We start from the raw sequence: 18,796 nt of genomic DNA, 5'->3' as shown, positions 1-18,796 counted from the left end.
CTCCATTTAAGCCTTTACCAGTTTATTAACAATTTCTTCAGAGAGCCTTTCAACTTCTTGTCTAAGCATATTTCTGATTTTGTCTGTTTCTGCTTTAACTTCTGCCCTGGCTTTTTCAATCATCTGAACAGCTTCTTTTTCAGCATTAGAAACAACCTCTCTCTGATAAGCAAGCCCTTCCTCCCTTAAGGCATTAATAATCTGCTTTGCCTGAGCTTTTGCTTGAGCTAAATCTGCATTCATCTGAGCAATCGCTTTTTCTTTCTTCTCGTTCATAAGTTGAGCTTCTTCAAGAGCGCCTTTAATTGTTTGTTCTCTCTGCCTGAAAAGCTCCATCATGGGTTTAAACAGAATAGCATTAAGAATAAACATTAAAATAAAAAATTGAACCATTAATACAAAAAACCAATTGTTGAACTCTAACATACCCCACCTTCTTTCTGTTAGATTTTTATGAGATTAAAAAACAACTGCAAAAAAGAATACCATACAGAGTCTATTTTGTCAAGAAATTTTGCGATTTTAAATTTTTATGGTTTTCTTAAAATTTACTTATAAATCCCTATGAATAACAACTGGATTAAGAGAAAGGCTTCTCAAGTAATCTGCTATTTCTTCTACTAAGACCACTGATCTGTGTCTTCCTCCAGTGCATCCAATAGCTATTGTTACATAAGCTCTTCCTTCTCTTTTATAACCTGAAACCGCAAAACTCAAAAAATTCTTGATATATGTCAAAAACTCAATTGTTTCATTTTGTTTTAATACAAAATCTTTTACTGGCTTATCTTTGCCATTAAGGTCTGTTAAAGAAGGGATAAAATATGGATTGGGTAAAAATCTTGCGTCAAATATTAAGTCAGCATTGGCAGGAATACCTTTTTTGTAGCCAAAAGAAATAATAGTTATTGAAGGTGATATCTTTTCTGCTCCATACATTGAGCGAATTAAAAATTTTAGTTCATGAGGATTTAAATTTGATGTATCAATTATTCTGTCTGACAAACATCTCAAAGGATACAACAACTCCCTTTCCTGTTTGATTGCCTTATGTAAATCGTTATAATGAGTTGAAAGGGGATGAGGTCTTCTTGTTTCTTTATATCTCAAGAGAATCGTATCATCATCAGCCTCAAGAAATAAAACTTCTATTTTATAAATATCTTTTATTCTTTTGATAAGTTCTGTTGCTTTTTCCAAGAATTGCTGGACTCTGATATCAATTCCAATTGCAATATTTTTAAAACTACTATATTCATTCAACATCCCCAGAAATTCTAATACAATAGGAGGCGGTAAGTTATCAACACAGAAAAAACCAATATCCTCTAAGGTTCGGAGCGTAACTGTCTTGCCTCCTCCTGAAAGTCCTGTTACTATTACTATGAATTTGTCAAAATTCAAAGCAATTAAAGGTTATCTGGCAGGTTCAATTAAACCAAAATTGCCATCTTTTCTTTTATATATAACATTAACATCTCCGCTGAATGAATTAATAAAGATAAAGAAATCTTTATCCAGAAGTTCTAATTGGTCTACTGCTTCCTCAGGAGACATTGGTCTTAAATCAAATTTTTTATATTTAACAATTCTCTTAGCAGTCTCTACTTCTTCGGACAATGCGGATGGATATTTAATTGTTTCTTTTTTATTCTTATTCTGGACTTTTTCTTTATATTTTAATACCTGCTTTTCAAGTTTCTCTACAACTTGGTCAACTGCTGAATAAAGGTCTTCAGTCTTCCCTTCAGCTTGAATTAAATGTCCATCTACCTTTAGAAGAACATCTATTTTATGCGTAAACTTTTCAGTACTTATTGTTACAATAGCCTCTGATGTGTCAGTTAAAAATCTTTCAAATTTAGTTACTCTCTTTTCAATATACTGCTTCAATGCTTCTGTAACGTCAATGTTCTTTCCTCTGATGGTTATTTTCATATCTTTCCTCCTTAATAATTTTTTAGTTTTCTTAAAGGCTTGGGTGGTATTTTGAGTTCTTCTCTATATTTTGCAACAGTTCGTCGTGCAATATCTATACCTTGTTTTTTAAGCATATCTGAAATTTCCTTGTCAGACAAAGGATTTGTATGGTTTTCTTCATTTATAATCTTTTGAATTAAATCTTTTACAAGTGTAGTAGAAATACCGCCATGATTAGATGATAGAGCATTACTGAAAAAAAATCTAAAGTTGAATAAGCCATGTTCACAAGCAAGATACTTGTTGGAAGTTACTCTACTTATTGTGCTTTCATGAAGCCCAAGGTCCTGTGCTATATCTTTTAAGTTAAGAGGTTTTACATAACTCACTCCTTTATCAAAAAACTCTTTTTGGAATTTAACCAAACTTTCGGTTACTCTGTAAATTGTTTTATTTCTCTGTTCTATGCTCCTTAATAGTTCCACAGCATTTTTAAACTTTTCTCTTAAATACTTTTTTTCCTGAACAGGCAGATTTTTTTCTGTAAAAAGCTCTCTATAAATTTTGCTCAATCTCAGCTTTGGAATGCCTTCGTCATTCAATATAATCTGATATTCACCTTCAACTTTAGTTACATACACATCGGGAACCGGAATATTAACCTGTGTTTTAGAAAAGTTTCTCCCTGGTCTTGGTTCAAGTTTCTCTATAATTTTTACAGACTTAATAACTTCATCAATTGAAATGCCAAATCTTTTTGCGATATTTTCATATTTTTTCTTTTTTATATCTTCAAGATGTTCTTCAATAAAAGATTGAACCAGAGTATCTCCCAGTCCCAGTGCTTTAATCTGTAGGATTAAACATTCTTTAATATCCCTTGCTGCAACTCCCGCCGGATCAAATTCCTGAACAAGAGCAATTGCCTGTTTAACAGTTTCATTGTCTGTATCTGACATTTTTGCTATTTCTTCTTCTGTAGCCTTAAGATACCCATCCTCATCAATATTTCCTATAACCACTTCAGCAACTGCTCTTATTTTATCTGGAGCTTTACTTAATCTTAATTGCCACAATAGATGTTCCCATAAGTCAGTAGTTGTGGAGTAAAAAAGTTCAAAAGATGGCTTTTCTTCTACGCCAGGATTAAAATAGCCAAGATCTCTGCCATCATCTGCCCTTTCAGCAAAATACTCATCTATCATTATTTTTTCCAGCTTATCAACAGCTACAGGTTCTTCATATTCTTCAGAAGAAACTTCATTTTCCTGAATATTTTCAGTTTCTTCATCCAGTTCAAGTATTGGATTTTCCATTAACTCAAGCTGAATATATTGACTCAGCTCAAGCTGTGGTAACTGAAGAAGCTTGAGTTGAAGTTGAAGCTGGGGTGTAAGTGCCAGTTTTTGAGTAAGTCTTAAATCAGTTCTTTGTTCAAGTCCCATTATAGTTTAAACTCCTCTCCAAGATAAGCTTCTCTTACAACAGGATCATTAACAAGAGTATCTGGAGAGCCTTCAGCAAGCAGCTTACCATTGTGGATTATAAAAGCTCTATCTGTTATGGAAAGAGTTTCTCTTACATTATGATCTGTTATTATTACTCCAATTCCTTTGTCTTTAAGGTGCTTTATTGTTTTTTTTAATTCAACCACAGCCAAAGGGTCTATGCCTGCAAAAGGCTCATCAAAAAGCATAAAAATCGGTTTTAATGATATCGCCCTTGCAATCTCAGCTCTTCTTCTTTCTCCACCTGAAAGCTTGTAACCTTCTCTGTCCGCAAACTCTAACAGATTAAATTCTTTAAGAATATCATTAACTTCTTCATCAATCTTAGCTAAAGCATCTTTATCATTTTCATATTTGATTTCAAGAACAGCTTTTAAATTATCCCTAACTGTTAGTTTTCTAAATATAGAGGGTTCCTGTGGAAGATAGCCTAATCCGAGTTTTGCTCTCTCATAAATTGGCATTGATGAAATATTTTTATCATCAAGAAAAATGTTTCCATTATCAGGCTTTATTATTCCTGTTATCATGTAAAATGTTGTTGTTTTTCCTGCACCATTAGGTCCTAATAAACCAACAACTTCTCCACTTTCTACTTTAAAGCTGACACCTTTAACCGCTTCCTTTTTACCAAAGCTCTTTTTTAATTTTTCAACTTTCAGAGTATTGCTCATTTTTCTGATTTTTTCTCTTTCAAGTAAACTTTACTTTTTTCTACCAATGACCTGTCATCTTTCATAAAATATGTTATTTTTTCTCCTGTAACAAGATTTTTCCCTTCTGTTGCCCTGGGTTCTCCTGTGAAAATTACTCGTTCCTCTGGTTCAGGATAGTATGTTGCTTTATGGGATGTTATAACTCTATCTCCTTTTACAAGCTTTACATTTCCTATTGCTTCTATCATTTTTATATTACCGCCTTTTTGTTCATCTTCATAATATACAATCATTTTGGCAGCATATAAAGTAACTTCTCCTCTTTTAGCCACAACATCTCCTTCAAATGTCGCTGTCTTTGCTTTGCTGTCATTAATAAGAGTTTTTGAAGTTATTATTATAGGTTGAGGCATTTCCTTTTTCTCTTCAGCAAGAACTGGATTAATAAAAAGAAGAAAAATTAATATAGCTATAAGACTACTTCTTGGAATAGACAATTGCTACCACCCCTTTCTTTAATTCTATCAAATCTGCACTGGCTTTACCAGAACTTCCTTCTATAGAAAATTTACTACTTACAACTTTAAGGGGTTTCTCTGAATAAAGGGTCTTGTCCTTTGCACTCCAGTATGCTTCTGTGCCATAAACTCTATAATCCTTTGAAAGCCCTTCAATTCCATCAGTCAAAATGAGATCACCTGATTCAGGATAGTAAAATCCTCTTTGAGACTTTACAGTAAATTCCTTTTCAGGAAAAAACATAGTGAGATATTTCATATCCATTAATTTTCCATCATCGCTCATAAAAGCTTCTTTTGAGGAAAGTTGTAGCTTCACCTGCCCATCCTTTTTTTGAATAAATTCTGCATCTTTAAAAAAAGAGCCTTCCATTGAGACCCTTACTTTTATTTGAGATTCTTTATCCATATAATCAAGAGTTATAAGTAAAATTGCGATAACAACTATAGCAGCAAAAATTAATATGAATTTTTTCATCTCTGTTTAAATATACCATAAAAAACCTCTTAGATAATACTCTGGATAAAGAAACTGGATTGAAGGGGCAGTAGATGAAATATAGCATTCTTTACTAATCATTAAAATTTTTGACTTCAAAAAGGTATTTAGTATAAACTTTAAAATGCATTACTTTAAAAAGTGTTCAATATTTTTATTTCTTTTTCTTTTCATCTTGCTAACAAAACAAGGTTATGCTCAGGTTGATTATTTTCAAAACTTTAAAGAAAGTCTTTTATCATATTTCCCTATAATTACTGGCAAGGTTATTAAATTAGAAAATAATGAATTAACTTTTGATAAAGGAGCTAAAGATGGAATAAAAAAGGGACAAAGGGTAGTTCTTTTTGAAGAAACCATGCCTTTAATTCATCCTGTTACAAGGCAGATTATAGGTAAATCTGAAAAAATAATTGGCTCTGCAGAGGTTGTAAGCGTTGAAGAAAACTCTTCCAAAGCTATAATCATAGAAGGAAATATTAATTTACCAAAAGAAAACTCTCTTTTATTTAAAATACCTAAATCAAAAATCAAAATTTTATATGCTCAAGGAAATACAGAATGGGCAGTTGGTGAAGGTTATTACAGAGAACTAAAAAATACAGAAAGATTTGAACTTATAAATGCTCCTGTAAATATAAATGAAGTAGACAATCTTTTAAAAGAACCGCAAAATGCTGATGTTGTTCTGCTGCTTAAACAATCAAAACAAAATGGAAATATCAAACTTACTCAAGAACTTTACTGGATAAAGGATAAAAAACTTCTGTCCAGATCAGAAACCGAACTTTCTGCTGTAGCCATCAATGAATTAAGGAAAAAATATGCTTCATTGATAGTTCCTGAAGGTCATACTCTTCTTTCATTTAGATTATCAAGAGGAGTTAATAGAGTTGCAACAGGAAATTTTGATGGTATCAGTCAAAATCAAATTTTAATAGCATCTGATAATGAAATAAGTCTATATCTTATAGATGTAGATCTAAAACTCAAAAGCAACTACCTAATACCCATAGGTGGAGATATATTATGGTTTGATACAGGGGATATTGATAAAGATGGTAAAGATGAAATAATAGTAACAATCAAAAAAGATGATAGAGTTGTCTCATCAATAATTAAATGGGTTGGAGATGGATTTGTTGAAATCTCAAGAATAAATGATATATTTTTAAGAATTTATGATGGTAGTCTTATTGCACAGGCTTATTCTCCCTCTGAGGGATTTAATGGTGAAATTTTTTATATACTGCCACAAAAATCAACATATCAAAAAAATAGCATTCTTAAACTGCCTGTAAAGGCAAATATTTATGATTTTTACATATTTGGAGATACTACTTTTAAATGGGAAGATGATGGCTCACTTGCAGTATACAACAACAAAGGAATCCCGCTTTGGCGTTCACAAGAACCAATGGGATTCGGACTTCAGTATGAAAAACAAACGGGAATAGCCATGTTAAGTCTTGGAAAATGGAAGGTTCAAAGTAGAATTAAGCCATTAAGCAATGGAGTAATTGTTATTGAGAAGAAACCTCTTTTAGGTTTTGTAAATGCCTCAACTTTCGGATATAGAAGTTCTAAACTTCAGTTACTTCAGTGGACAGGAATAGGAATAGAACAAACAGATATAACAGACGAGATGTCAGGCGAGATACTTGACTATGCTGTATCATCAGATAAACTATTTGTTCTGGTGAAGCCTCCTTTTGGCTTTAATCCTAAAAGAATTCTTCAGGGAGAAAGTCCCTTTGAAACAATTCTGCATATCCTTTCTTTTAAGTATTAAAAATGAGCAGATTTATAAAACATGTTGGAATAATAATGGATGGAAATGGAAGATGGGCGCAGTTGCGAGGACTACCAAGATATGAAGGGCATAAAAGAGGAGTAGAAAAAGTAAAAGAAATTATCCGCTCTGCTATTAGATTAAATATAGATGTTCTTACTTTCTATGCATTTTCAATTGAAAACTGGCAAAGGCCCAAAAAAGAAGTTGAAATTATAATGGATTTACTTCAAAATCATTTAAGGAAAGAAACTCAAACATTTATATCCCAAGGAGTTAGATTTAAAATGATAGGAAATCGTGACATGATTCCAAAAAATATTCTCAATGTAATAGAAGAGACAGAATCAGCAACCAGTGAATGTAAAGAACTGATTGCGCAGTTTGCAATTAGCTACGGAGGCAGGGATGAGATTATAAGAGCTGTTAAAAAAATTATTATAAACAATACAGTCCCTGAAAAAGTTGATGAAGATTTTTTTTCTTCCATGCTTGATACAGCAGGAATTCCTGAACCTGACCTTATAATTAGAACTTCAGGTGAACAAAGAATCAGTAATTTTCTTGTATGGCAGTCTGCATACTCAGAATTTTATTTCAGTCAAACTCTATGGCCAGATTTTACTGAAGAAGAGTTTACAGAAGCAATTCTTGATTTTCAAAAAAGACAAAGGAGATTTGGAAAAGTAAGTGAGTTTACAAGGCCATAAAAAAAGAATTCTTGTTGCAGTTGTTGCTTTACCAATTTTAGTTTTATTTATCATTAAACTTCCATCATATTGCTTTCTTGGTCTTTTAGCAGTTGTAAATATTATTGGAATGTGGGAGTTTCTAAAAATGTATAGAACTTCCTCTTTCTGGATTGCTTTAGGTGTTATTATTTCATTGATTATTTTTCTGTTAAACTGCTTCAATTTTCAATATGCATTACACTATTACGCCTTAACTTTTATAGTAATTACAGTTATCCGACTACTGTCAAAAAAAGATCCTCATAGTGCCCTACAGGAAATCTCTCCTTTAATTATAGGACTTCTATATATTCCAACTCTGATTTCTTTTCAGTGGTTTTTAAGAGAACATGGATGGCAGTGGATAATCTATCTTTATGGTGTGGTCTGGGCAGCGGACTCTTTTGCTTATTATATAGGCAAAGGTCTGGGAAATCGTAAACTCTATCCTGAGGTAAGTCCCAAAAAAACATGGGCTGGAGCTTATGGTTCACTACTTGGAGGCAGTCTGGCATCTATAATTTTAGGCTATATCTTAATTAACAAAACTTTTTTAAGTCTTGCTGTAGCTGGATTACTGATTGGTTTTATCTCAATATTTGGTGACCTTGTAGAGTCCATGTTTAAAAGAGATGCTGGAGTTAAGGATTCAAGCTTTATTTTCCCAGAACACGGTGGAATTCTTGATAAAATAGATGCCATACTTTTTGCAGGAGCGATACTTTATTTTGGAATGAGATTTATTTAGGAGGGGAGTTTGAAAAAGGTTGTTATACTTGGCAGTACAGGTTCAATAGGAAAAAACGCTCTTGAAGTAATAAGAAAATTCCCAGATAAATTTAAAGTATTAGGACTTGCTGCAAAAAGCAGTGTTAATATTCTGGAAGAACAGATTAAAGAATTTAACCCTCAATATGTAGCAGTATTTGATAAAAAAGCCTGTGACGAATTAAGGAAAAAAGTCAAAAATTTAGAAATACTTAAAGGAAATGAAGGAATTTGTAAACTTGCAAAACTAAAAGAAGCAGATATAATTCTTTCAGCTATAGTAGGTGCTGCAGGTCTTATCCCTACTTTTGAAGCAGTAAAAGAAGGAAAAACAATAGGAGTTGCCAATAAAGAAAGCTTTGTAATGGCAGGTGAGTTAATAAAAAAACAAGGGAAAATAAGTGGAGCAAAAATTATTCCTGTTGACAGTGAACATAGTGCAGTTTTCCAATGCATCAATGGTTGTAATAAACCCTATATAAAGAAAATTTGGCTTACAGCATCAGGTGGTCCGTTTAGAGGCAAAAAAAGCTATGAAATAGAAAATGTTACTCCTCAAGAGGCTTTAAATCATCCAAAGTGGAAAATGGGGAAAAGAATAACAATTGATTCAGCGACTCTTATGAATAAAGGTTTTGAAGTAATTGAAGCGCACTATCTTTTTGATATGCCCGCAGAAAATATTGGTGTTTTGATTCATCCACAGAGTATTATTCACTGTCTTGTTGAATTTATTGACGGAACATATCTTGCTCAGATGAGTAATCCTGATATGAAAGCACCTATTGCACTTGCGCTTTCCTTTCCTGAAAGACTTCCAGAGATTGTTCCACCAATAGACTGGAGTATCACAACTAAGCTACAATTTGAAATTCCAGATACAGAAGTTTTCCCTTGCCTTAAACTTGCCTATGAAGCATTGAATGCAGGAGGGAGCATGCCAGCAGTTTTAAATGCAGCAGATGAAGTAGCTGTTGAAGCTTTTCTGTCTGGAAGGTTAAAATTTAAAGAGATATATAAAATAATAAAAAAAGTCATGGATGCCCACAAAATTGTTTCTGTCAGCAGTATAGAAGAAGTTCTTGAAGCTGATAGCTGGGCAAGAAAAATGGCAAAAAAGGAGATTGGAGAATGAGTCTTATCTATGCAGTTATTCTTTTTGGATTTTTAATATTCATTCATGAGCTTGGTCATTTCTTAGCTGCTAAACTAAGCGGTGTTAGAGTGCTTAAGTTTTCTATCGGTTTTGGACCTAAAATTCTCGGCAAAAAAATAGGGGAAACAGAATATCTTTTAAGTGCTGTGCCTCTTGGTGGATATGTAAAAATGTATGGTGAAGAAGTAGGAGATGAAATAATTGATGAAAAAAGATCATTTAAACATCAGCCTGTTTATAAAAAAATATTCATTGTGCTTGCCGGTCCGCTTTTTAATATATTTGGCGCTGTATTGCTATTCTGGGTTATTTTTGTTCATGGTGTTCCTGTTCTTAAACCAATCATAGGAGAAATAATAGAAAACTCTCCAGCAAAAATAGCTGGATTAGAAAAGGGAGATAGAATTATTGAATTAGATAGTCAAAAAATTAATAACTGGTTTGATATGGCTCAATTCATACAGCAAAATCCCAACAAAGAGCTCATCTTTAAAATAGAAAGAAAGGGCGAAATATTAAATCTTAAAATAACTCCGCAAGCAAAGGAAGCTAAAAATCTTTTTGGAGAAAAAGTTGTTGTAGGGCAGATTGGAATAAAGCCAGCTGATGAGTTTTATATTAAAAAAGAAGACCCAATAACAGCCGTAACTAAATCATTTCAAAAGTGTTATGAAATTGTAGAGCTTACTTACCTAACAATCGTAAAAATATTTCAAAGAGTTGTATCCACAGATGTTATTGGAGGACCTATACTTATATTTCAAGCAGCAGGAAAAACTGCTGAACAGGGGTTGGTAAGTTTTTTGAGTTTTGCAGCCATAATAAGCATTAATCTCGGTGTGCTTAATTTACTACCAATTCCTGTGCTTGACGGTGGACATATTCTGTTTTTCATGATAGAAGGGATTAGGAGAAAACCTTTAAGTGAAAAATTTGTTGCAGTTGCTCAAAAAATAGGCATAGCCTTCCTTATTGCGCTTATGATGCTTGCATTTTATAATGATATTATAAGACTTTTAAATCCCTCAAAGATGCCATAATGAAAAGAGCATTTTCAGCAGGCGGAATAGTCTATAAAATTGAAGATGGTAATGTAAAAATTCTATTAATTTCAACAAAGGATGGAAAAGTATGGGCTCTTCCTAAGGGACTTGTTGAAAAAAAAGAAGACCCAAAAGAAACTGCCTTAAGAGAAATAAAAGAAGAAACAGGGGTTGATGTGAAAATTGTAGATGAATTGGGTGAAGTATCCTATTGGTTCATAATGGAAGGTGAAAGATATTTTAAAACTGTAAAATATTTTCTTGCTGAATATACAGGAGGCCAGGTAAATCCTGACTGGGAAGTTAGTTCTGCTCAATGGTTTACCATCCAAGAAGCTCTGAAAAAACTTACATACAAAAGTGATAAAGAAATTTTAAAGAAAGCTATGGAGAAAATTAATGGGTAAGATTGTCCATGCAATGAAACTAAAAAATGAAATAGATAACCTAAAAAAACAGGGCAATAAGATTGTTTTCACTAACGGATGTTTTGATATTATTCATGTAGGACATGTCAGATATCTTAAAGAAGCAAAAAAGTTAGGCGATATTCTTGTGATAGGATTAAACTCCGACAAATCAGTCAAAAAAATCAAACCATTAAGACCTATAAATCCAGAGAATGAAAGAGCAGAAGTTCTTTCATCACTTGAAATGGTTGATTTTGTTACATTTTTTGATGAGGAAACACCTTATAATCTTATTAAATTTCTTGAACCTGATGTTTTGGTTAAAGGTGGTGACTGGAAAGTTGAAAACATTGTTGGTGCTGAATTAGTAAAGGAAGTCCACAGCCTTCCATATATTGAAGGCATTTCAACAACTGGAATAATTGAAAGAATTTTAAAAAACTACACAACTAAAAATCTTTCTGATGAAATAATTAAAAAGGCAAAGAATATAAAATTTTTAATTCTTGATGTGGATGGAGTTTTAACTTCTGGAGGCATCATTCTTGACAATGAAAATAATGAGCTGAAAATTTTTAATGTAAGAGACGGGCACGGGCTGGTTATGCTTCATAAATCAGGAATAAATTTAGCTGTAATAACAGGAAGACACTCAAAAGCTCTTGAAAGAAGAATGAAAGAACTGGGAATAGCTGAAGTTTATCAGGGCACGAGGGAAAAACTTAAAATTTTCAATGAAATAGTTGAAAAATACAATCTCAAAAAAGAAGAAATCGCAGCTATGGGAGATGATATAATTGATTTATCAATTTTGGACAGAGTAGGTCTTTCAGTATGTCCTCAGGATGCTCATGAAGAAGTTAAAAAAAGAGTAAACTATGTGACTGAACAAAAAGCTGGACAGGGTGCTGTAAGAGAGTTATGTGATATTATATTGAAAGCAAAAGGATTATGGGATAAATTTGTAGATGAATATAAAAACCTTTAATCTTCCCACAACATTAACAATCATAAGAATATTGATAGTTCCTATTTTTATAATTGAGGCTCCTGCAAATCCTCAGTTAGGAGCTTTTCTATTTCTTATTGCATCAATCACTGATTTTCTTGATGGCTATTTAGCAAGAAAATTCAAGCAAATTACAAAATTAGGCATAATTTTAGACCCTATCGCAGACAAACTCCTTGTAATCACTGCTTTGATTATCCTTGTTGATCTGGTAAGAGTTCCTGCATGGATTGCTACTATAATAATTCTGAGAGAGTTTATTATTACAACTCTACGTTTTTATGCACTTTCAAGAGGAGTGATTATTCCTGCTGAAAAAGCAGGTAAGGCAAAAACTGTTTTACAGATGATAGCTATTTTATTTCTTTTTATAGCAGAAGAAATATATGGATTAGACCTTTATGATGTAGGACTTATTTTAATTTACATTGCCACATTTGTAGCAGTATATTCAGCAATTAAGTATCTTTTCTATTTCTGGAGGAATATTAAATGAGTCTTATTTTATTTTTATTCGCATTCTTTTTTGGTTCTATTCCATGGGGATACATAATTGGTAAATTAAAAGGAATTGACCTAAGGCACGTTGGAAGTGGAAATATAGGAACAACCAATGTTTTAAGAGCTATAGGGAAAAAAGAAGCATTAATTACACTTTTACTTGATATTTCAAAAGGAGCTATCCCTGTTTTAGTTGTAAAAATAATACCTTCTTACGGAGACAATCTATTTTTAATAGGATTAGTAGGAATTTTTTCTATTCTTGGACACTGTTATACGCCTTTTCTAAAATTTAAAGGAGGGAAAGGTGTTGCAACTTCAATTGGAGTGCTTTTAGCCTATATGCCATTAGCAGGTTTAATCACAATTCTCATATGGATAATAACATTTAAAATAAGTAAAATCTCCTCTCTCAGTGCGCTTATCTCTTTTGCTTTACTGCCTATGAATGTTTTTCTTTTAGACTATCCTGAAGAAATTAAATTTTTTGCCTTTTTATTTACTACTGTTATATACCTGAGACATATACAAAACATAAAAAGATTATTAAAAGGAACTGAACTCAAAATTGGAGATAAAAAATGAAAAAAGCTGTGATACTACTTAGTGGAGGTATTGATTCATCAACTACACTTATTATAGCAAAATCAGAAGGATTTGAATGTTATGCCCTTTCCTTTGACTACGGTCAGAGACATAAAATAGAAATTGAAGCAGCAAAAAAAGTAGCAAAACACATTGGAGTAAAAGAGCACCTTATTGTTTCTTTTGATTTAAGAAAAATCGGAGGTTCTGCTCTCACATCCAAGATGGAAATTCCTAAAGAAGAAATTGAAGGAATACCTATCACCTATGTTCCTGCAAGAAATACTATATTTCTGAGCTTTGGATTAGCCTGGGCAGAAGTACTTCAATGTCCCAATATTTTTATAGGAGCAAATATTGTTGACTATTCAGGTTATCCTGATTGCCGACCTGAATATCTTCAAGCATTTGAAAGAATGGCAAATCTTGCAACAAAAATTTCTGTTGAAGGAACCCTCAAATTCAAAATAAATGCACCGCTTCTTTATTTAACAAAATCAGAAATAATCAAAAAAGGTATAGAACTTGGATTAGATTACTCTCTTACATGGAGTTGTTATGATCCTCAGGGTGATCCTGAAAATCCTTCACCTTGTCTTAAATGTCCAAGCTGTATTTATAGACTAAAGGGCTTTAAAGAAGCTGGAATAATAGACCCTCTCGTTAAATGATAACTCTCAGACTGCATACAAATGTAATTAAAAAAATTATATTAAGTGCTTTCAAGGCTAACAGAGGAAAATATACTTATGAAGAACTTGTTATTGATGGATTAAAAATTCTTGATATGATGAGAGATGTAGGCTGTAAAGTTACAATTGAAGGGAAAGAAAATTTAAAAGATTTAAAACCACCATGTGTTTTTATAGCAAACCATATGAGCACTCTTGAAACACTTGTGCTCCCTGCAGTTATTGGCAAGGAATTTAAAGTAACTTTTGTTGTAAAAAAATCCTTACTTAAATATCCATTTTTCGGAAAAATCTTAGCAGCTCTAAAGCCAATTCCTGTTACAAGAAAAAACCCAAAAGAAGATTATAGAATAGTAATTCAAGATGGATTTAAAAGGTTACAGGAAGGCATATCTGTAATAGTCTTTCCTCAGGCAACAAGAGAGATTGTCTTTGAACCTTCCAGATTCAATACATTGGGGATAAAGCTGGCAAAAAAAGCAAATGTTCCAGCTGTTCCAATAGCTTTAAGAACAGATGCATGGGGTGTTGGTAAAATAATTAAAGATTTTGGCAAAATTGACCCAACAAAGCCTATTTGCTTTTTTATAGGAAAGCCTTTATATATTGAAAATAAAGGGATTAAAGAACACCTTCAAATTATTGAGTTCATAGAGCATTCATTGAGAAAATGTTATAATTAACTATGTTTTATGCAGACCTTCATATTCACTCAAAATTCTCTCGTGCAACCAGCAAGGATATGAATCTTGAAACAATTGAACAATGGGCTCAGATTAAGGGAATTAAATTAATCGGCACAGGTGATTTTACACATCCTGAATGGCTCAAAGAAATTGAAAATAAACTTAATGAAGAAGGAAATGGACTCTTTACTCTAAAAAAGCAATTTAGAATTGAAGTACCAGAGTCATGTAAAGATGAGGTATATTTTATCCTTTCTTCTGAGATAAGCTGTATTTATCAAAAAAATGGCAAATTAAGGAAAATTCATCTTGTGATACTGTCCCCTTCACTAAAGGATGTTTTAAAGATAAACTATGCTCTTTCTCAAATAGGCAGCCTTACTTCCGATGGAAGACCAATTCTTGGAATAGATGCAAAAGTGCTTATGCAGATTATCTTAGAGGTTTCTCCTGAATCCATGATTATTCCTGCTCATGCATGGACTCCTCATTTTTCAGTCTTTGGTTCTCAGTCAGGCTTTGACAGTCTTGAAGAATGTTTTGAAGAACTAACACCTCATATCTATGCAATAGAAACAGGACTCAGTTCAGACCCTCCAATGAACTGGCGATTAAGCAAGCTTGATAAGGTTATTCTCATTTCAAACTCTGATGCCCATTCACCAGCAAAAATAGGAAGAGAAGCAAATATATTAGATACAGAATTAAGTTACAAATCCATTATAAATGCTATCAAAACAGGTAAAGGCTTCCTTGGTACTGTAGAGTTCTTCCCTGAAGAAGGTAAATATCACTATGATGGACACAGAGTCTGTGGCATTAGGCTTTCACCTAAGGAAACAATCAAAAGAAACTACCTCTGCCCTGTCTGTGGTAAAAAAGTTACAGTAGGCGTTATGCACAGAGTTGAAGTTTTATCTGATCGTGAAGAAGGATTTAAACCACCACAGGCAGTTCCATATAAGTCAATAATTCCTTTGCAAGAAATTATTGCAGAAATAAATAACTGTTCAGTCCAGAGCAAAGGAGTATTTAATAGTTACATGAAAGCAATCATCAAACTTGGCAGTGAATATGAAATATTACTGAATAAAAATTTATCTGAAATTGATAAATTTGACTCAAAGCTATCTGAGGCAATTGAAAGAATGCGATTAGGAAAGGTGCTTTTAGAGCCAGGATATGATGGAGAATATGGCAGAATAAGAGTATTTGGTGAAAACATGGAAACAGAAATAAAAGGACAGACAATTCTTTTTTAGATGAATCTGAATAAAAATCAGAAAATAGCTGTTGAAACTTCAGACAGATATTTATGCATTTTAGCAGGACCTGGAACAGGCAAAACTCTTACAATTACAGCAAAAATTATCCATCTTTTAAATAGTGGTATAAATCCAGAAGAAATAGCTGCTCTTACATTCACTCAGAAAGCTGCTATTGAAATGAGAGAGAGAGTTTTAAACAATTTGCATAAAAAAGAAGATTTGCCTTTTATAGGCACTTTTCATCTTTTATGCATAAAACTTTTAAGAGAGTTCCTTCCTGAAAAAGAAAAATATTTTAAAATCTGTACCAGAGCAATGCAAAAAGAAATTATTTCTGTTCTTAGCAATAAAAATCCAGACAAAATTATTGAAAAAATAACAAAATTTAAAAATACAGGGTTAAATCTTGATGAAAAAACTACAGAATTTTATGAAAAATACGAACAGAAAAAAATAGAATTAAATCTTCTTGACTTTGATGATCTATTGATTAAAACCTTGCATTTACTCAATAAAAAAATAATTCCTCCTCTTTTTTCTCATATAATTATTGATGAGTTTCAGGATATCAATAAAATCCAGTATGAAATTATTAAAAAACTTCTTAAAAAAGAAGGTTCTTTATCAGTTTTTGGCGATCCTGACCAAGCCATCTACTCATTTAGAGGTTCGGAAATTGATCTTTTTCTAAATTTACCTAAAGATTTCAAAAATTTAACTCTGATAAACTTATCTTTAAACTATCGTTCACAGGCAAATATCATATATGCTTCAAATAAATTTATTACAGCTAACATAAAAAGATTTTCAAAGAAAATTGAACCCTTAAGACAAAAAGGCTCTAAATTAACTTTGATTGAGGTTGAGGATGAATATGATGAGGGGAAAACCATTGTTAAAGAAATAAAATCAAGACTTGGCGCATCAGACTTCACAGAAACCTATGGAAACAGAGAAGAAACTCAATGTACATTTTCAAATTTTGCTGTGCTGGCAAGAACAAACAGGCAACTGAAAATTATTAAAGATTTTTTGGCTAAAGCAGGAATCCCTGTAAAAACAATCAGAAGAGATACTGAAACATGGATAGCTTCAATTGTAAAAAAACTTACTGAACTTATATCAGGGGGATATACATCAAAAAAAATTTTAAAAGACATACGTCTATCTGAATTTCTTGAATCTTCAGGAATACTGGAAGGACTTAATGACTTAGAGGTTTCAATGTTAAAAAATATTTCAAAATCATACGATACAGGCAAACTCTTAGAACAAATTCACGCATTTATTGATGAACTCTCAGGACTTACATCTTTTGACCTTTTCCCTGAAAACCTAAATGCAGTAAGTCTTCTTACTTTTCATGCTTCAAAAGGACTTGAATTCCCTGTTGTTTTTATAACAGGCTTTGAAGAAGGACTTGTTCCCTACACTCTTAGTTCGGATTATGACTTAGAAGAAGAAAGAAGACTTTTTTATGTTGGAATGACCCGTGCGATGAATGACTTAATAATAATCCATGCAAAAAACAGATTGATCAATGGTAAAAAGTTATCCCTACCTATTTCCTCTTTTATAAAAGAGATACCATCAGAGTGTATAGCGATAAAAGAAGTCAGAATTAAGAAAGATGTTCCTAAACAGAATGGACTTTTTTAGTTTTCTAATCCCTTTAAATTGGATAGTGATTGGAAAAAAGAATTCAGCATATGTTGTCTTAAATAAAGCATTCTATTAAATGCATTTGAAAATTCTCTGAAAGCACGGGCAGGTGATGCCTCCATTTCCTTTAAAATATCAGAGCAAAAATACCAGTTACATCTAAGTGGCCTGAGATATCTTGGAATTTTACACCCCTTCTCAGTTAGCAGATAACATGGCTCTTTTTCTTTAAGATTTCTATCTGGTACAGGAAATTCTTCTCTTAAGGCTAAAATGTAGATAAGGTCATCATATTCATATCTGCTATTTTTATTAAGACAACAGATATTTGAGCATTTTGGGCAAGTTTTTCTTGCATAAAGCTCAATAAATGGATCAAGCTTTAAAATAATGTTTTTAATCTCTCTTGATAAGGATATGGAATCCTCAAAAACTTCAGGAAAATTTTTAAAAAATGAATCAACTTTATCTACAAGTTTTTTTAGTTCCTCAATATTATTCCAGAGAAGTATTTCTCCTTTGTTAATCAAAGAAAATTTTTCCATTTGAAATATTATAAAACAAATCTTATAGATGAAGATGTTTTAGAGCTGACTTTACATAAGATTTTTTAATCTTATAAGAGTTTTTAATATATCCAACCATCAAAGCCCTTGAACATATGAGATTTATAACTCTTGGAATACCTTTTGATGCTTTGTATATACGTCTGATTGCTCCTCGTTTAAAATATACAGGTGTTTCAGCAGCCTTTTGAAGTCTAAATTTTATATAATCATCAACTTCTTCCTTAGCAAGAGGATATAGTCTAACCTTAAGGCTTATTCTTTGGTTTATCTGTGAATATTTAGATTTTAAAAGAAGATCTTCAAAATAGGGCTGAGCAAATAAAATAATCTGAAGCAGTTTTTCTTTTTCTGTTTCAATATTTGAAAGATGTTTTATTTCTGTCAGAGTTTCCTCAGGCATATCCTGTGCTTCATCAATTATGAGAAGATTTTTATAACCTGAAAGTTTTCTGTTTTTAAAATACTCTGTAAGAAATTCAACTATTGATAGTTTATTTTGAAACTTATTCAAATCAATCTCTTTATCCTGATTACTCAATTTATAAATTATTCCTCTGAGTAATTCATCAGGAGTGAGTGAAGAGTTATATATCACAATTGGAAATATTTTTTCTTCTTTAAAATTTGTTAGAACTTTTCTTATCAGCGTAGTTTTCCCTGTGCCAGGATTTCCTGTAATAAGCATAAATCCCTCACCCTTCTGAATAAGATATTTGATAGACTCAATAGCTTCAATATGACTTTTTGAAGGATAGAAAAAATCCGGGTCAGGTGTTATACCGAATGGGTCTTCTTTGAATTTATAGAAATCAAAATACTCCAT

At 32.2% G+C, this 18,796-nt stretch carries 22 protein-coding genes; 13 read left to right on the top strand and 9 right to left on the bottom strand.

Going from position 1 to position 18,796, the window contains the following annotated elements:
* Nucleotides 1-6: 6 nt before the first annotated feature.
* The 7 genes from THEYE_RS01175 to lptC all read right to left on the bottom strand — a co-directional run bounded on the left by THEYE_RS01175 (nucleotide 7) and on the right by lptC (nucleotide 5,080).
* Nucleotides 7-426, bottom strand: a complete 420-nt coding sequence (locus tag THEYE_RS01175) for a F0F1 ATP synthase subunit B (RefSeq protein ID WP_012544957.1) — start codon at nucleotides 424-426, stop codon at nucleotides 7-9.
* Between the two features lie 126 nt (nucleotides 427-552).
* A complete protein-coding gene (gene rapZ, locus THEYE_RS01170; protein ID WP_012545545.1) occupies nucleotides 553-1,404 on the bottom strand; it encodes an RNase adapter RapZ in 852 nt (283 codons plus the stop codon).
* Between the two features lie 12 nt (nucleotides 1,405-1,416).
* Nucleotides 1,417-1,938, bottom strand: a complete 522-nt coding sequence (hpf, locus tag THEYE_RS01165; RefSeq protein WP_012546709.1) for a ribosome hibernation-promoting factor, HPF/YfiA family — start codon at nucleotides 1,936-1,938, stop codon at nucleotides 1,417-1,419.
* 11 nt (nucleotides 1,939-1,949) lie between these two features.
* Nucleotides 1,950-3,365: an RNA polymerase factor sigma-54 gene (gene rpoN, locus THEYE_RS01160; RefSeq protein WP_012546561.1), complete on the bottom strand. Its 1,416-nt coding sequence runs from the start codon at nucleotides 3,363-3,365 to the stop codon at nucleotides 1,950-1,952.
* Nucleotides 3,365-4,102: an LPS export ABC transporter ATP-binding protein gene (gene lptB / locus THEYE_RS01155; RefSeq protein WP_012546539.1), complete on the bottom strand. Its 738-nt coding sequence runs from the start codon at nucleotides 4,100-4,102 to the stop codon at nucleotides 3,365-3,367. Before lptB ends, rpoN begins: the two co-directional genes overlap by 1 nt.
* Nucleotides 4,099-4,581: a lipopolysaccharide transport periplasmic protein LptA gene (gene lptA / locus THEYE_RS01150; protein WP_012545095.1), complete on the bottom strand. Its 483-nt coding sequence runs from the start codon at nucleotides 4,579-4,581 to the stop codon at nucleotides 4,099-4,101. Before lptA ends, lptB begins: the two co-directional genes overlap by 4 nt.
* The gene (gene lptC, locus THEYE_RS01145; RefSeq protein ID WP_012546228.1) at nucleotides 4,562-5,080 is read right to left on the bottom strand and encodes an LPS export ABC transporter periplasmic protein LptC; all 519 of its coding nucleotides are present in this window, start codon (nucleotides 5,078-5,080) and stop codon (nucleotides 4,562-4,564) included. Before lptC ends, lptA begins: the two co-directional genes overlap by 20 nt.
* Nucleotides 5,081-5,225: 145 nt before the next feature.
* On the opposite strand from lptC, the gene THEYE_RS01140 reads away from it, so the two are divergent.
* From THEYE_RS01140 to THEYE_RS01075, 13 genes are read left to right on the top strand one after another with little or no spacing between them, the layout of a single operon-like run.
* Nucleotides 5,226-6,893: an FG-GAP repeat domain-containing protein gene (locus THEYE_RS01140; protein ID WP_012545024.1), complete on the top strand. Its 1,668-nt coding sequence runs from the start codon at nucleotides 5,226-5,228 to the stop codon at nucleotides 6,891-6,893.
* 2 nt (nucleotides 6,894-6,895) lie between these two features.
* A complete protein-coding gene (locus THEYE_RS01135; RefSeq protein WP_012545912.1) occupies nucleotides 6,896-7,603 on the top strand; it encodes an undecaprenyl pyrophosphate synthase in 708 nt (235 codons plus the stop codon).
* Nucleotides 7,584-8,372, top strand: coding sequence for a phosphatidate cytidylyltransferase (locus tag THEYE_RS01130; RefSeq protein ID WP_012545594.1), 789 nt, complete (start codon nucleotides 7,584-7,586; stop codon nucleotides 8,370-8,372). Before THEYE_RS01135 ends, THEYE_RS01130 begins: the two co-directional genes overlap by 20 nt.
* A 9-nt stretch (nucleotides 8,373-8,381) precedes the next feature.
* Nucleotides 8,382-9,527 (top strand): 1-deoxy-D-xylulose-5-phosphate reductoisomerase, encoded by a 1,146-nt coding sequence (locus THEYE_RS01125; protein ID WP_012546435.1) that lies wholly within the window; start codon nucleotides 8,382-8,384, stop codon nucleotides 9,525-9,527.
* Entirely contained in the window at nucleotides 9,524-10,588 is a 1,065-nt protein-coding gene (rseP, locus tag THEYE_RS01120; RefSeq protein ID WP_012545838.1) for an RIP metalloprotease RseP, read from the top strand. The genes THEYE_RS01125 and rseP overlap by 4 nt, the downstream gene beginning before the upstream one ends.
* Nucleotides 10,588-10,998, top strand: a complete 411-nt coding sequence (locus THEYE_RS01115) for an NUDIX hydrolase (RefSeq protein WP_012546746.1) — start codon at nucleotides 10,588-10,590, stop codon at nucleotides 10,996-10,998. The genes rseP and THEYE_RS01115 overlap by 1 nt, the downstream gene beginning before the upstream one ends.
* Nucleotides 10,991-11,989, top strand: coding sequence for a D-glycero-beta-D-manno-heptose 1-phosphate adenylyltransferase (rfaE2, locus tag THEYE_RS10375; RefSeq protein ID WP_012545750.1), 999 nt, complete (start codon nucleotides 10,991-10,993; stop codon nucleotides 11,987-11,989). Before THEYE_RS01115 ends, rfaE2 begins: the two co-directional genes overlap by 8 nt.
* Nucleotides 11,970-12,506 (top strand): CDP-diacylglycerol--glycerol-3-phosphate 3-phosphatidyltransferase, encoded by a 537-nt coding sequence (gene pgsA, locus THEYE_RS01100; protein ID WP_012546842.1) that lies wholly within the window; start codon nucleotides 11,970-11,972, stop codon nucleotides 12,504-12,506. The genes rfaE2 and pgsA overlap by 20 nt, the downstream gene beginning before the upstream one ends.
* The gene (gene plsY, locus THEYE_RS01095; RefSeq protein WP_012545962.1) at nucleotides 12,503-13,096 is read left to right on the top strand and encodes a glycerol-3-phosphate 1-O-acyltransferase PlsY; all 594 of its coding nucleotides are present in this window, start codon (nucleotides 12,503-12,505) and stop codon (nucleotides 13,094-13,096) included. The genes pgsA and plsY overlap by 4 nt, the downstream gene beginning before the upstream one ends.
* Nucleotides 13,093-13,767, top strand: a complete 675-nt coding sequence (queC, locus tag THEYE_RS01090) for a 7-cyano-7-deazaguanine synthase QueC (protein ID WP_012545080.1) — start codon at nucleotides 13,093-13,095, stop codon at nucleotides 13,765-13,767. The genes plsY and queC overlap by 4 nt, the downstream gene beginning before the upstream one ends.
* Nucleotides 13,764-14,471, top strand: coding sequence for a lysophospholipid acyltransferase family protein (locus tag THEYE_RS01085; RefSeq protein ID WP_012546198.1), 708 nt, complete (start codon nucleotides 13,764-13,766; stop codon nucleotides 14,469-14,471). The genes queC and THEYE_RS01085 overlap by 4 nt, the downstream gene beginning before the upstream one ends.
* 2 nt (nucleotides 14,472-14,473) lie before the next feature.
* On the top strand, nucleotides 14,474-15,736 hold the full coding sequence (locus THEYE_RS01080; RefSeq protein ID WP_012545257.1) for an endonuclease Q family protein: 1,263 nt from the start codon (nucleotides 14,474-14,476) through the stop codon (nucleotides 15,734-15,736).
* On the top strand, nucleotides 15,737-17,401 hold the full coding sequence (locus THEYE_RS01075; RefSeq protein WP_012546358.1) for an ATP-dependent helicase: 1,665 nt from the start codon (nucleotides 15,737-15,739) through the stop codon (nucleotides 17,399-17,401).
* On the opposite strand, the gene THEYE_RS01070 is transcribed toward THEYE_RS01075, so the two are convergent.
* On the bottom strand, nucleotides 17,398-17,949 hold the full coding sequence (locus THEYE_RS01070; protein WP_012545263.1) for a hypothetical protein: 552 nt from the start codon (nucleotides 17,947-17,949) through the stop codon (nucleotides 17,398-17,400). The genes THEYE_RS01075 and THEYE_RS01070 overlap by 4 nt on opposite strands.
* 22 nt (nucleotides 17,950-17,971) lie before the next feature.
* A complete protein-coding gene (locus THEYE_RS01065; RefSeq protein ID WP_012546779.1) occupies nucleotides 17,972-18,796 on the bottom strand; it encodes an ExeA family protein in 825 nt (274 codons plus the stop codon).

The sequence above is a fragment of the Thermodesulfovibrio yellowstonii DSM 11347 genome (genome assembly GCF_000020985.1).
Lineage (GTDB): Bacteria > Nitrospirota > Thermodesulfovibrionia > Thermodesulfovibrionales > Thermodesulfovibrionaceae > Thermodesulfovibrio > Thermodesulfovibrio yellowstonii.
Note: the sequence above shows the minus strand (reverse complement) of the source record. Positions and strands in the feature narration are given on the sequence as shown.

Coding starts and splice junctions, on each gene's coding strand:
- THEYE_RS01175 (WP_012544957.1), bottom strand. CDS start 426: ATGTTAGAGTTCAACAATTGGTTTTTTGTATTAATGGTTCAATTTTTT.
- hpf (WP_012546709.1), bottom strand. CDS start 1,938: ATGAAAATAACCATCAGAGGAAAGAACATTGACGTTACAGAAGCATTG.
- rpoN (WP_012546561.1), bottom strand. CDS start 3,365: ATGGGACTTGAACAAAGAACTGATTTAAGACTTACTCAAAAACTGGCA.
- lptB (WP_012546539.1), bottom strand. CDS start 4,102: ATGAGCAATACTCTGAAAGTTGAAAAATTAAAAAAGAGCTTTGGTAAA.
- lptC (WP_012546228.1), bottom strand. CDS start 5,080: ATGAAAAAATTCATATTAATTTTTGCTGCTATAGTTGTTATCGCAATT.
- THEYE_RS01140 (WP_012545024.1), top strand. CDS start 5,226: ATGCATTACTTTAAAAAGTGTTCAATATTTTTATTTCTTTTTCTTTTC.
- THEYE_RS01135 (WP_012545912.1), top strand. CDS start 6,896: ATGAGCAGATTTATAAAACATGTTGGAATAATAATGGATGGAAATGGA.
- rseP (WP_012545838.1), top strand. CDS start 9,524: ATGAGTCTTATCTATGCAGTTATTCTTTTTGGATTTTTAATATTCATT.
- THEYE_RS01115 (WP_012546746.1), top strand. CDS start 10,588: ATGAAAAGAGCATTTTCAGCAGGCGGAATAGTCTATAAAATTGAAGAT.
- rfaE2 (WP_012545750.1), top strand. CDS start 10,991: ATGGGTAAGATTGTCCATGCAATGAAACTAAAAAATGAAATAGATAAC.
- pgsA (WP_012546842.1), top strand. CDS start 11,970: ATGAATATAAAAACCTTTAATCTTCCCACAACATTAACAATCATAAGA.
- plsY (WP_012545962.1), top strand. CDS start 12,503: ATGAGTCTTATTTTATTTTTATTCGCATTCTTTTTTGGTTCTATTCCA.
- queC (WP_012545080.1), top strand. CDS start 13,093: ATGAAAAAAGCTGTGATACTACTTAGTGGAGGTATTGATTCATCAACT.
- THEYE_RS01085 (WP_012546198.1), top strand. CDS start 13,764: ATGATAACTCTCAGACTGCATACAAATGTAATTAAAAAAATTATATTA.
- THEYE_RS01080 (WP_012545257.1), top strand. CDS start 14,474: ATGTTTTATGCAGACCTTCATATTCACTCAAAATTCTCTCGTGCAACC.
- THEYE_RS01075 (WP_012546358.1), top strand. CDS start 15,737: ATGAATCTGAATAAAAATCAGAAAATAGCTGTTGAAACTTCAGACAGA.
- THEYE_RS01070 (WP_012545263.1), bottom strand. CDS start 17,949: ATGGAAAAATTTTCTTTGATTAACAAAGGAGAAATACTTCTCTGGAAT.
- THEYE_RS01065 (WP_012546779.1), bottom strand. CDS start 18,796: ATGGAGTATTTTGATTTCTATAAATTCAAAGAAGACCCATTCGGTATA.